10 protein-coding genes are annotated in these 13,000 nt (G+C 59.6%); 9 read left to right on the forward strand and 1 reads right to left on the reverse strand.

Features of this window, described 5'->3' with window-relative positions:
- Positions 1-17: 17 nt before the first annotated feature.
- From FHT71_RS21375 to FHT71_RS21415, 9 genes are all read left to right on the forward strand, one after another.
- Positions 18-1,091 carry a BMP family ABC transporter substrate-binding protein gene (locus tag FHT71_RS21375; RefSeq protein WP_183721810.1) on the forward strand — a complete coding sequence of 358 codons (1,074 nt, stop codon included), beginning with the start codon at positions 18-20 and terminating at the stop codon, positions 1,089-1,091.
- Positions 1,092-1,237: 146 nt separating this feature from the next.
- Positions 1,238-2,200, forward strand: a complete 963-nt coding sequence (ytfQ, locus tag FHT71_RS21380) for a galactofuranose ABC transporter, galactofuranose-binding protein YtfQ (protein WP_007793656.1) — start codon at positions 1,238-1,240, stop codon at positions 2,198-2,200.
- A gap of 121 nt (positions 2,201-2,321) precedes the next feature.
- A complete protein-coding gene (gene ytfR / locus FHT71_RS21385; RefSeq protein WP_183721812.1) occupies positions 2,322-3,845 on the forward strand; it encodes a galactofuranose ABC transporter, ATP-binding protein YtfR in 1,524 nt (507 codons plus the stop codon).
- Entirely contained in the window at positions 3,842-4,861 is a 1,020-nt protein-coding gene (locus FHT71_RS21390; RefSeq protein ID WP_183721815.1) for an ABC transporter permease, read from the forward strand. Before ytfR ends, FHT71_RS21390 begins: the two co-directional genes overlap by 4 nt.
- Positions 4,858-5,826 (forward strand): galactofuranose ABC transporter, permease protein YjfF, encoded by a 969-nt coding sequence (gene yjfF / locus FHT71_RS21395; protein ID WP_132591096.1) that lies wholly within the window; start codon positions 4,858-4,860, stop codon positions 5,824-5,826. Before FHT71_RS21390 ends, yjfF begins: the two co-directional genes overlap by 4 nt.
- Before the next feature lie 15 nt (positions 5,827-5,841).
- Positions 5,842-6,594: a FadR/GntR family transcriptional regulator gene (locus FHT71_RS21400; protein ID WP_007793641.1), complete on the forward strand. Its 753-nt coding sequence runs from the start codon at positions 5,842-5,844 to the stop codon at positions 6,592-6,594.
- A gap of 81 nt (positions 6,595-6,675) precedes the next feature.
- Positions 6,676-8,037 carry a bifunctional UDP-N-acetylglucosamine diphosphorylase/glucosamine-1-phosphate N-acetyltransferase GlmU gene (glmU, locus tag FHT71_RS21405; RefSeq protein ID WP_183721818.1) on the forward strand — a complete coding sequence of 454 codons (1,362 nt, stop codon included), beginning with the start codon at positions 6,676-6,678 and terminating at the stop codon, positions 8,035-8,037.
- 105 nt (positions 8,038-8,142) lie between these two features.
- Positions 8,143-9,969, forward strand: coding sequence for a glutamine--fructose-6-phosphate transaminase (isomerizing) (gene glmS, locus FHT71_RS21410; RefSeq protein ID WP_132591092.1), 1,827 nt, complete (start codon positions 8,143-8,145; stop codon positions 9,967-9,969).
- A 121-nt stretch (positions 9,970-10,090) separates the two neighbouring features.
- Positions 10,091-10,795: a DUF502 domain-containing protein gene (locus FHT71_RS21415; RefSeq protein ID WP_037082866.1), complete on the forward strand. Its 705-nt coding sequence runs from the start codon at positions 10,091-10,093 to the stop codon at positions 10,793-10,795.
- 17 nt (positions 10,796-10,812) lie between these two features.
- On the opposite strand, the gene recG is transcribed toward FHT71_RS21415, so the two are convergent.
- Positions 10,813-12,918 (reverse strand): ATP-dependent DNA helicase RecG, encoded by a 2,106-nt coding sequence (recG, locus tag FHT71_RS21420; RefSeq protein ID WP_183721821.1) that lies wholly within the window; start codon positions 12,916-12,918, stop codon positions 10,813-10,815.
- Positions 12,919-13,000: the final 82 nt, after the last annotated feature.

Raw genomic sequence — 13,000 nt, forward strand, 5'->3', positions numbered from 1 at the left:
AACCAACAGGGGTTAAAATGAAGAAACTAGCACTCGCACTTGCGGCAACTGCCGCACTAGTCATGAGCGTCGGCTCCGCTGCACAGGCTGCCGACAAGACCAAGGTCTGCTTCATCTACGTCGGCACCCGCACTGACGGCGGCTGGACGCAGGCGCACGACCTCGGCCGTCAAGCTCTGGAGAAGGAGCTCGGGGACAAGATCGAAACGCCGTTCCTCGAAAGCGTCCCGGAGGGCCCGGATGCGGAGCGCGCGATCGAGCGCATGGCGCGCTCCGGCTGCGCCCTGATCTACACGACGTCGTTCGGCTTCATGGATGCCACGATGAAGGTCGCCCAGAAGTTTCCGAAGGTGAAGTTCGAGCACGCCACCGGTTTCAAGGCAGCACCGAACGTGTCGACGTACAATTCCCGCTTCTATGAAGGCCGCTACATTCAAGGCCAGATCGCCGCGAAGATGTCCAAGAAAGGTCTTGCCGGCTACATCGCCTCCTTCCCGATCCCGGAAGTCGTGATGGGCATCAACGCCTTCGAACTCGGCGCGAAGTCGGTCAATCCGGACTTCAAGCTCAAGGTCGTATGGGCCAACACCTGGTTTGACCCTGGCAAGGAAGCTGATGCCGCCAAGGCGCTGATCGACCAGGGCGTCGACATCCTGACCCAGCATACCGACACCACGGCGCCGATGCAGGTGGCAGCGGAGCGCAGTATCCCGGCTTTCGGCCAGGCATCCGACATGATCGCGGCGGGTCCGAAGACCCAGCTGACGGCGATCGTCGACACCTGGGGGGCTTATTACATCAAGCGCACCAAGGAACTGCTGGACGGCAGCTGGAAGTCCGAACAGATTTGGGACGGCCTGAAGGACGGCATTCTGACGATGGCGCCCTATACGAACATGCCTGATGACGTGAAGAAGATGGCGCAGGAAACCGAGGCCAAGATCAAGTCGGGCGAATTGCATCCCTTCACCGGCCCGATCAACAAGCAGGATGGTACGCCGTGGCTCAAGGCCGGCGAGAAGGCTGAAGACGGCACGCTTCTCGGTATGAATTTCTACGTCGAAGGCGTGGACGACAAGCTGCCGAAGTGATTTCGGCAAGCAATTAGCACATGCGAAAAGGCGCTCGTTTCGAGCGCCTTTTTTTCTGCATCGCATACCAAAAAGTGCATTTACAAAAGTAATACTATATGATTTTTTCCTATGCGTGCCGCGGGAGGCGGCTTTGGGAGGAAATCATGAAATTGAAGACTGCACTCTTGGGTGCCACGGTTCTGGCTGCCTGCATGTTCGGCTCTGCATCGGCTGCAGAGCTGGTAGTAGGTTTTTCGCAGATCGGCTCAGAATCCGGCTGGCGCGCTGCCGAAACCACCGTCACGAAGGAACAGGCCAAGAAGCGTGGTGTGGACCTGAAGTTTGCTGACGCGCAGCAGAAGCAGGAAAACCAGATCAAGGCGATCCGCTCCTTCATCGCCCAGGGCGTCAATGCTATCTTCCTGGCCCCGGTCGTTGAGACTGGTTGGGACGCGGTTCTGAAGGAAGCGAAGGAGTCGGAAATCCCGGTGATTCTGCTCGACCGGACGATCAAGGCACCTGAAGACCTTTACCTGACCGCTGTCACTTCTGACCAGGTTCATGAGGGCAAGGTTGCCGGTGACTGGCTTGTAAAGACCGTTGGCGACAAGGCCTGCAACATTGTCGAGCTTCAGGGCACGACGGGTTCTTCGCCGGCCATCGCCCGCAAGAAGGGCTTCGAGGAGGCCATCGCGGGCAAGGCAAACTTCAAGATCGTTCGCAGCCAGACCGGCGACTTCACCCGCACCAAAGGCAAGGAAGTCATGGAAAGCTTCCTAAAGGCTGAGAACGGCGGCAAGGAAATCTGCGCGCTCTACGCCCACAATGATGACATGGCCGTGGGCGGCATCCAGGCGATCAAGGAAGCCGGTCTAAAGCCGGGCAAGGACATCCTCGTCGTCTCGATCGACGCCGTTCCTGATATCTTCAAGGCCATGGCTGCAGGAGAGGCGAACGCGACCGTGGAGCTGACGCCGAACATGGCAGGTCCCGCATTCGACGTGCTCGACGCCTACCTGAAGGACAAGAAGGCTCCGCCGAAGTGGATCCAGACGGAATCGAAGCTCTATACGCCGGCTGATGACCCGATGAAGGTCTACGAGTCAAAGAAGAACCTCGGCTACTGATTTTGACGCTAGAGCCGCACCGGTCCATCACGGGCCGGTGCGGAACTGCCGAATGCCAGTCGGGATTTCATGTCCGTCCACGGCGCGGCGTTGTCGGTCCCTATCAGGAAAAGCCGCTTTCATGATTAACGATTTCGAGAACGTTCTAACTGCCTCCGGAGTATCGAAATTCTTCCCCGGCGCCATTGCGCTCGACAAGGTCGATTTCTCGCTGCGCAAGGGCGAGGTGCATGCGCTTCTGGGCGAAAACGGCGCCGGAAAATCGACGCTCATCAAATGCGTTACGGGTGCTTATCACCGCGACCAGGGCAGGCTCGCTCTCGACGGCACCGAGATCAATCCGTCCGATACGCTCGCGGCTCAAAAACTCGGCATCGGCACCGTGTATCAGGAGGTTAATCTCCTCCCCAATCTGAGCATCGCCGAGAACCTATACCTCGGCCGTCAACCCAAGCGGTTCGGCATGATCGATGCACGCGCGATGAACCGGCAGGCGCGGGCACTCCTTGATCAGTATGGAATAGACGTCGATGTGACTGCACAGCTCGATCGGTTTTCGGTCGCCGTGCAGCAGGTCGTGGCGATCGCCCGCGCGGTCGATTTGTCCGGCAAAGTCCTCATTCTCGACGAGCCGACTGCAAGCCTCGACACGCAGGAAGTCGCGATGTTCTTTCGCATCATGCGAAACTTGAAAGAACGCGGCCTTGGTATTGTCTTTATTACTCATTTCTTAGAGCAGGTTTACGAGGTCAGTGATCGCATCACAGTACTCAGAAATGGCAAGCTAGTGGGCACCCGCGAAACATCCGAGCTGTCTCGCCAGAGCCTGATCTCGATGATGCTCGGTCATGAATTGGCGAATGCCGAAGCAACAGCGCGGGCGCATTCGGTTACTGCCGGCCCGGTCAAATACAGGTTTAAAGGCTACGGCAAGCGTGGCAAGGTGAAGCCGTTCGACCTCGAGGTCCGCGTCGGTGAGGTGGTGGGCGTTGCAGGCTTGCTCGGCTCCGGTCGCACAGAGACTGCCGAGTTGCTTTTCGGGATCGAGCAGGCTGACAGCGGAACCGCACAAGTCGACGGTAAGCAGGTTACGCTGTCGAATCCACGTGCTGCCATCCGCAGCGGATTCGGTTTCTGTCCGGAGGATCGCAAGACGGACGGGATTATCGGCGACCTTTCCATTCGCGAGAATATCGCTCTAGCGCTGCAGGCGCGCAGGGGCTGGGCGCGGCCGATTTCTCGCGCCGATCAAAATGCCCTGGCGGATCGTTACATCAATGCCCTAGACATCCGCACGACGGACAGGGAGAAGCCGATACGCCTGCTGTCGGGCGGCAACCAGCAGAAAGCGATCCTTGCGCGCTGGCTGGCCACCAATCCGGACTTCCTGATCCTCGACGAACCGACCCGCGGGATCGACGTCGGCGCACATGCCGAGATTATCCGGTTGATCGAAGATCTCTGCGCGAAGGGTATGTCGCTGATCGTTATTTCTTCGGAATTGGAAGAACTTATCGCCTATAGCTCACGTATCTTGGTCCTTCGCGATCGCGAGCACGTCGCGGAACTGACGGGCGACAATGTCAGCACAGCGCGCATTGTCGACGCCATCGCCGCCGCCCAAAAGAAGACGGAGGACGCATGAGATCGTCGCTCAATGCACTGCTGATTCGGCTGGCGCCGCAGCTCATCGCTCTTGCGGTCATTCTCATCTTGAATTTCATGATGTTCCCGCAATTCTTTAATGTCGTAGTTCAGAATGATCGGCTTTACGGCAGCCTGATCGATGTGCTGAACCGCGGCGCGCCGGTCGCCTTGCTGGCAATCGGCATGACGCTCCTGATTGCAACGAAGGGGATCGACCTTTCGGTCGGCGCTGTGATCGCGATCTGCGGTGCCGTTGCCGCATCATCCATCGTATCCGGTCATTCGCTTGCCATGACACTGCTGGTAACGATCGGGGTCGGGCTGCTTTGCGGGGTATGGAACGGCTTTCTGGTCGCCGTCCTCAATATCCAGCCGATCATCGCCACGCTTGTCCTGATGGTTGCCGGACGCGGGATCGCACAGCTCATCACCGAAGGCGTCATCATGACCTTCAACGATGAAGGGCTGATCGCGCTCGGCAGCGGCTCCTTCGCGTTCCTGCCCATGCCTGTCATCATATGGTTGGTCATGGGCGCCCTGGTAATACTGCTCGTGAGGCGCACGGCGCTTGGCATGCTGATCGAAGCAACCGGCATTAATCGCCGTGCAAGCATGCTTTCCGGCGTGCGAACGCCGGTGCTGCTGATGGCTGTTTATATGCTGAGCAGCCTTTGCGCCTCGATTGCCGGCATCATTGTAGCAGCCGATATCAAGGGGGCGGATGCAAACAATGCCGGTCTCTGGCTTGAACTCGACGCGATCCTGGCTGTCGTCGTAGGCGGCAATTCCCTGCTTGGCGGGCGCTTCAGCATCCTCGGCTCATTGATCGGCGCAATGATCATTCAGGCTGTGAACACCGGCATTCTGCTCTCAGGATTCCCGCCGGAATTCAACCTGATCATCAAGGCGGTGATCGTCATCGTGATCCTCGTCATTCAGTCGCCAGCGGTCCAATCGGTGGCCGTGGTTCTCAGCCGACGACCGAGCAGCGTCAGGGAAGGGCAGATTCAATGAACTCGAAATATCTTCCTCTCCTTGCAACGGTCGTGATCTTCGTTCTCTCCTACGCAATCTGCACGTTGCAGTATCCCAACATTCTGTCCACCCGCGTGATCGGCAATCTATTGACCGACAATGCCTTTCTCGGCATCGCAGCGGTCGGCATGACGTTTGTCATCATCTCGGGCGGCATCGACCTCTCAATCGGCTCCATCATTGCGTTCACCGGTGTCTTCCTGGCCGTCATCCTGCAAAACACCACAATCCATCCGCTCGTTGCGTTTGTGTTGGTGCTAATCATCACAACCGCCTTCGGCGCGGTAATGGGCGCGATCATTCACTATCTGGAAATGCCGGCTTTCATCGTGACGCTCGCCGGCATGTTCCTGGCACGCGGCATGGCGTTCGTGCTATCGATCGACAGCATTCCGATCAATCACGACTACTACACAACGCTGACAAGCCTCTACTACAGGATGCCGGGTGGTGGTCGGCTAACGCTGATCGGCGGCGTCATGCTTCTGGTCTTTGTCGCCGGCATATTCCTGGCGCATCGCACGCGCTTCGGTACCAATGTCTATGCGCTCGGCGGCGGCCCACAGACGGCGCAGCTCATGGGCGTTCCAGTCGGGCGCACGACGATCCAGATCTATGCATTATCCGGCTTTCTTGCCGGTCTATCCGGAATCGTTTTTTCGCTCTATACGTCGGCCGGTTATTCTCTGGCAGCAGTCGGCGTCGAACTTGATGCGATCGCAGCAGTCGTCATTGGGGGAACGCTGTTGACCGGAGGGGCGGGATTCGTGGCAGGTACCTTCATCGGTATCCTGATACAGGGCCTCATTCAGACCTATATCACCTTCGACGGGACACTCTCGAGCTGGTGGACGAAGATCTTGATAGGCCTTTTGCTTTTTGCATTCATTCTAATGCAGAAGGTTATTCTCTTCCTTTCCAGTATGAATAAGAGGTATGCCTGAGCGGGGAGGTATTCGTTGCGCAATAGATTGCTTGAGACCGGAAAAACGGGGCGTAAATCGCGAACGAGCCATGCACAGGTCGTGGATGAGCTCGGCAGGGCGATCGTTGCTGGAACCTATCCTGTCGGAAGCATTCTGCCGGGTGACGCCGAACTTGCGCAGCGCTTCAAGGTCTCACGCACCGTCCTTCGCGAAACGATGAAAACGCTTGCTGCAAAAGGCATGATCGTCGCCAAGGCTCGCGTTGGCACGCGCGTGACGGAAAAAAACCTCTGGAACATGTTCGACAGTGAGATCATAGCCTGGCATTTCGACAGCGGCGTGACGGAGGAATTCCTTCTGCAGCTTTACGACATCCGGCTAGCGTTCGAGCCGTTTGCCGCCGGTCTCGTCGCCGAGCGGGCGAGCAAGGAAGACATTGAGAACCTGCGTGAGCTGGCAACGGAGATGGCGGCTCTGGGCCATACCAGCGAAAGCCTCGCTCTCGCCGACCTGCATTTCCACCTCGCCATAGCCGATGCCTCTCACAACCCCTTTATGCGAACGTTGGGGAGTCTGATCGAGGCAGCGCTGGTGGGCATGTTCCGCATCAGTACACCGCCCTCGCAGAACGGCTTTTCAGACATAGCCGATACGCATATGCGCATCGTCGAGGCGATCGTCGCCGGCGATGTTGAAGGCGCCCGAAAGGCCATGGAGATTGTGATCATCGACGGCCGCGATCACGTCCGCGACGCCTATGCGGCGATGAGCAAGGCATCCGCCTGATCCATTTTGAGCTTTGTCCCGCCCGTGCCTTGCTGCTATGAGGCAGCCAAGGCCGCACACAACGGATTCTCGGAGCAGACCATGGAACGCACTTGCCTCGCCGTCATTCTCGCTGCAGGTGATAGCACGCGAATGAAGTCGTCGAAATCGAAAGTGCTGCATCCGGTCGCAAACCGACCGATGATCGCCCATGTTATGGATGCCGTGGCAAAGAGCGACATTTCATCGGTCGCGCTCGTCGTCGGGCGCGACGCTGACGAAGTGGCGAAGGCTGCCCAAGTCGGGAATGTCAAAATCGAAACCTACCTGCAGATGGAGCGACTCGGCACCGGTCATGCGGTCCTGGCAGCGCGAGAGGCGATTGCGCGCGGATATGACGATATTATAGTGACCTACGGCGATGTTCCGTTGCAGACCGAGGGACCGCTCAAGGCGGCACGGCAGGGCCTTGCCGAGGGCAGCGATGTGGTGGTCATCGGCTTTCATGCAGACAGCCCGACCGGCTACGGCCGCCTGCTCGTCAAGGATGGCGAACTGATCGCCATCCGCGAGGAAAGGGATGCCACAGATGCCGAACGTGCCGTGAAATGGTGCAATAGCGGCCTGATGGCGATCAACGGCCGCAAGGCACTCGATCTCCTATCCCGCATCGGCAACGCCAATGCTAAGGGCGAATACTACCTGACCGATCTCGTGGAAATTGCCCGTTCCGTCGGCGGCCGTGTCACCGCTGTCGACGCACCCGAAATCGAAATGACCGGCTGCAACAATCGCGCGGAACTCGCCGTGATCGAGCGGCTGTGGCAAGAGCGCCGACGCCACGAGATGATGATCGCTGGCGTGACGATGATCGCACCGGAGACCGTGTTTCTTTCCTACGACACTGCAATCGGGCAAGACGCGCTGATCGAGCCGAACGTCGTCTTCGGCCCCGGCGCGACAATCGACGGCGGCGCTGTCATTCATGCATTCTCGCACATCGAAGGCGCGCATGTCAGCGCCGGCGCAGCCGTCGGCCCGTTCGCTCGCCTGCGGCCGGGTGCCGATCTCGCCAACGGCTCGAAAGTCGGCAATTTCTGCGAAGTTAAGAACGGGAAGATTGGTGAGGGGGCTAAGGTCAATCACCTCACCTACATCGGCGACGCGAAGATCGGTGCCGGGGCGAATATCGGTGCCGGCACGATTACCTGCAACTATGACGGCGTCAACAAGCACGAAACACTGATTGGGGCGAACACCTTCATCGGATCGAACTCCTCGCTTGTGGCGCCAGTCAGCATTGGCGACAACGCTTACGTGGCCTCCGGCAGCGTCATCACCGTGGATGTTCCTGCCGATGCGCTGGCCTTTGGCCGTGCTCGCCAGGAACTGAAGCCGGGCAGGGCAACCGTGCTCCGCGAACGCGCACTGGCGATCAAAGCTGCAAAGAAGGCCAAGGCATAAGCCTCCGCGTAACGCGCGGAAACCGAAAGTGACCGCCGAGGCCATTGAGAAAAAAGACAGAATCGTTACGAGTGGCCTCCAACACGGAAGGCTTTGGGGACTTTTATGTGCGGTATTGTTGGAATCGTTGGAAGCAGCCCAGTTGCAGGGCGTCTCGTTGATGCGCTGAAGCGGCTCGAGTACCGTGGCTATGACTCGGCGGGTGTCGCCACCATACATAACGGCGAGATGGCGCGTCGCCGCGCCGAGGGGAAGCTCTTCAATCTCGAAAAGCGCCTCGACGGCGACCCACTGCCGGGAGCGATCGGCATTGCGCACACGCGCTGGGCTACGCATGGTGTTCCCAACGAGATCAACGCACACCCGCATTTCGTCGAGGGCGTTGCGGTCGTCCATAACGGCATCATCGAGAACTTCTCCGAACTGCGTGACGAGTTGACCGCCGAGGGTGCCGTCTTTGAGACGCAGACAGACACCGAGGTCGTCGCCCACCTCATGGCGAAGTATCTCCGTGACGGCCTCGAGCCCCGCGCGGCGATGCTCAAGATGCTGAACCGGGTAACCGGCGCCTACGCGCTTGCGATCATGCTCCAGAACGCCCCCGACACGATCATGGCGGCACGATCCGGCCCACCACTTGCGGTGGGCTACGGCTCAGGCGAAATGTTCTTAGGCTCGGATGCGATCGCGCTTTCGCCCTTCACCAATGAGGTCACCTACCTCGTCGATGGAGACTGGGCCGTACTTACGCGAGACGGCGCGACAATCCTCGACTTCTCCGGCAACGAGGTGAAGCGCCCGCGGCAGATATCACAGACGACTGCCTACGTGGTGGACAAGGGCAATCACCGGCACTTCATGGAGAAGGAAATCTACGAGCAGCCTGAGGTCATCTCGCACGCCCTCAGCCAGTACGTTGACTTCGCCAGCAACACGATAAGCGACAACGTCAACGCGATCGACTTCAAGGCCACAAGCAGCCTGGCAATCTCGGCATGCGGAACCGCCTATCTCGCCGGCCTCGTCGGCAAATACTGGTTCGAGCGCTACGCGCGTCTGCCGGTCGAGATCGACGTCGCATCCGAGTTCCGTTATCGCGAAATGCCGCTTTCGCCCTCGCAGGCCGCGCTCTTCATCTCGCAGTCGGGCGAGACGGCAGACACGCTAGCATCGCTCCGTTACTGCAAGGAGAACGGACTGAGGATCGGGGCAGTGGTCAACGTCAAGGAATCGACCATAGCCCGTGAGTCGGATGCCGTTTTCCCGATCATGGCAGGCCCAGAGATAGGCGTTGCCTCCACGAAGGCTTTCACCTGCCAGTTGGCCGTCCTGGCATCGCTGGCACTCGGCGCCGGCAAGGCAAGGGGAACGATCGGCGCGGAGCAGGAAAGGGAACTGGTCCGCCATCTCGCTGAAATGCCGCGTATCATGAGCCGCGTGCTGAACCTCGTCCAACCGCAGATGGAGAGCCTGTCGCGCGAGCTTTCGAAATGCCGCGACGTCCTCTATCTCGGTCGTGGCACGAGTTTCCCGCTTGCCATGGAAGGGGCGCTCAAGCTCAAGGAAATCTCCTATATCCATGCCGAAGGTTACGCCGCAGGCGAACTCAAGCACGGGCCGATTGCGCTGATCGACGAAAACATGCCGGTCATTGTGATCGCGCCGTTTGACCGCTTCTTTGACAAGACTGTATCGAATATGCAGGAAGTCGCCGCGCGTGGCGGGCGCATCATTTTCATTACCGACGAGGCAGGCGCGGCGGCATCGAAGCTGCCTACGATGGCGACGATCGTGCTGCCTGATGTCAACGAGATCATCGCACCGATGATCTTCTCACTGCCGATCCAACTGCTTGCCTACCATACCGCCGTTTTCATGGGCACGGACGTCGATCAGCCACGCAATCTAGCAAAGTCGGTCACGGTGGAGTGACCGCTTGTGCGGCCCCTGAAGACTTGTGCGGCTTGGCAATTTCTGGCAGCTTTTCAGATAGGAAAGCATGAGGGAGCTGATTTCCGATAGCCGGCCTGCTCAACGGAGTTATCAGCACGCGATGACGGAAAAACTGCCCCGATTGCCGATAGCCACTCGCATCAGGAACAACTTTCTGGCGGGACTCATCATTTGTGCGCCGGTCGCCATTACGCTGTGGCTGACATGGTCGGTGGTGCGGTGGGCGGACAGCTGGGTTAAGCCGTACCTGCCGGCTCGCTACGACCCGGATAATTACCTGAACTTTGCGGTGCCAGGCTCAGGGCTGCTGATTGCGCTTGTCGCGATCACGCTTATCGGCTTCCTCGGTAAGAACCTGATCGGCCAGAGTATCGTTCAGTTCAGCGAATCGCTGGTGCGGCGCGTGCCACTTGTGCGCAGCATCTATCAGAGCGTGAAGCAGATTTTCGAGACCGTGCTGAAGGATAAGACAAATTCGTTCAAGAAGGTCGGCCTCATCGAGTATCCCAGCCCGGGCCTCTGGGCGCTCGTCTTCATATCAACGGATGCTAAAGGCGAGATCGCGACGAAGTTCAAGGCGATGGGCGAGGATATGGTCTGCGTGTTCCTGCCTCCAACGCCGGTGCCGACTGCAGGATTTCTGATCTTCACGCCGCGCGAAAAGATCGTTCCGCTCGACATGTCACCGGAGGACGCCGCAAAACTTTTGATCTCCGGTGGTCTGGTCACGCCGGAAGAGCTTGCCGGGCGCATGGCGAAACCGGAACGGACACGCAAGCCCCTGCCGGCACCCATCGAGATGTAGCACGGCGCCGCGTCGGCTCACCCCGCATGCAGGAAGCGGATCGCCTCGTCGCGGCGGAACAGGTAGAGCAGGGTGCGCACGGCCTTGCCGCGCTCGCCGGTCAGATCCGGATCGCGCTCGATCAGATAGGCGGCATCGCGGCGGGCAATCTCAAGAAGGTCGGCATGCGCCTCCAGGCTTGCGATGCGAAAGCCCGGTGTTCCCGATTGCCGCGTGCCAAGTAGTTCGCCTTCGCCGCGCAGTTTCAGGTCTTCCTCCGCGATGCGGAAGCCGTCTTCGGTTTCGCGCATGATCGACAGGCGCGCATGACCCGTTTCGCCAAGCGGCCCCTTGTAGAGCAGGATGCAGGTCGAAGCCTCGTCGCCGCGTCCTACACGACCGCGAAGCTGATGCAGCTGCGCCAGGCCGAAGCGTTCGGCATGCTCGATCACCATGATCGTCGCATCGGGAATATCGACGCCGACTTCCACCACGGTCGTTGCGACCAGCAGGCGGATTTCGCCACTCTTGAACGCCATCATCACGGCATCCTTTTCCGGGCCGCTCATGCGGCCGTGGATCACGCCGATGCCCGGACCGAGCGAGGAAACGAGCGTTGCATGACGCTCGTCCACCGACATCAGATCGCTTTCTTCGGATTCCTCGACGAGCGGGCAGATCCAGTAAACCTTCTTGCCTTCTGCCAAAGCACTCTTCAGGCGACCGACGATCTCGCCTGTACGTTCGGTCGGAATCGTGATCGTCTGTATCGGTTTCCTGCCGGCGGGCTTTTCCGTCAGCTTGGAGACGTCCATATCGCCAAAGGCCGCGAGCACCAGGGTTCGCGGGATCGGCGTAGCCGTCATGACAAGCATATGCGGCGTGATCCCCTTCGCCGTCAGTCGTAAGCGCTGGTGGACGCCGAAGCGGTGCTGCTCGTCAACGACGGCCAGCATCAGATTGCGGTAGTTGACGCTGTCCTGAAAGAGCGCGTGGGTGCCGATGACGATCTGGGCCTCTCCCGATCCAATCCTTTCCAGGATGTCTTCGCGTTCGCGCCCCTTGGTGCGGCCGGTAAGCACCTCTATGCCGAGGCCCGCGGATGCGGCAAATTTCGAGATCGTTGCGTGGTGCTGGCGGGCAAGGATTTCCGTCGGCGCCATGAGGACGGCCTGGCCGCCGCTTTCAATGACAGCCGCCATCGCAAACAGCGCGACCAGCGTCTTGCCCGAGCCGACATCCCCCTGCAGCAGACGCAGCATGCGGTCATCGCCGGCCATGTCCTTCAGGATATCGGCAATCGCGGCATTCTGGCTGTTGGTCGGCGAAAACGGCAAGGCCTGGAGGATCTGCTTGCTGACTTGACCGGTGGCGTGCACGGGCTGGCCGGTGACCTTGCGCAGGCGTTGGCGGACGAGGCTCAGCGAAAGTTGGCCCGCGAGGAATTCGTCATAGGCGAGACGGCGACGGGCAGGGGCTTGTGCATCGAGATCCGAGGGATCGCGAGGTTCGTGCAGCCCGTGGAAAGCATCTGATATCGAGGGCAGACCCTGCTTCTGCGCTAGAGCCAAGTCGATCCATTCTGGCAGTTCCGGCGTGCGCGGCAGCGCCGCTTCGATGATCTTGCGCAGGGTCTTCGGGGAAAGACCTGCGGTGAGTGGATAGATCGGCTCGACGAGAGGCAGGTTCTCGGCTTCGCTGGCCTTCACGATGTAGTCGGGGTGGACCATCGACGCACGGCCATTAAACCAGTCAATCTTGCCGCTGACGGTTACCTCCTCGTCCAAGGGGAGCTGCTTTTCCAGCCATGCCGCTTGGCCGCGGAAGAAGACAAGCGTCAGTTCGCCCGTCTCGTCGTGCAGGATGACGCGGTACGGAATGTTGCTCTTGCCGCGCGGCGGTGCCTGGTGGCGATCCACCCATGCCGTGACCGTGACAATGGCGCCGTGAGGCGCGCGAGCGATACCCGGCTGGTTTCGGCGGTCGATGAGGGAATGCGGCGCATGAAACAGCAGATCGACGACGCGCGTCTCGTCAGGTGTTTCGCGCCCAAGCAGCTTTACCAGCAGCTCGGCGATCTTTGGGCCGACGCCGGGCAGGGCGGAAACGGGCGAAAACAGCGGATCGAGTATGGCGGGGCGCATGGCGGCAAAATGCGATGAACAATGCGGCCTTGGCAAGGCTGACAAGCCGCTTTCGAGGGGCTATAGAGGCGCATCAACAGGA

Source organism: Rhizobium sp. BK060 (assembly GCF_014193145.1).
Taxonomy (GTDB): domain Bacteria; phylum Pseudomonadota; class Alphaproteobacteria; order Rhizobiales; family Rhizobiaceae; genus Rhizobium.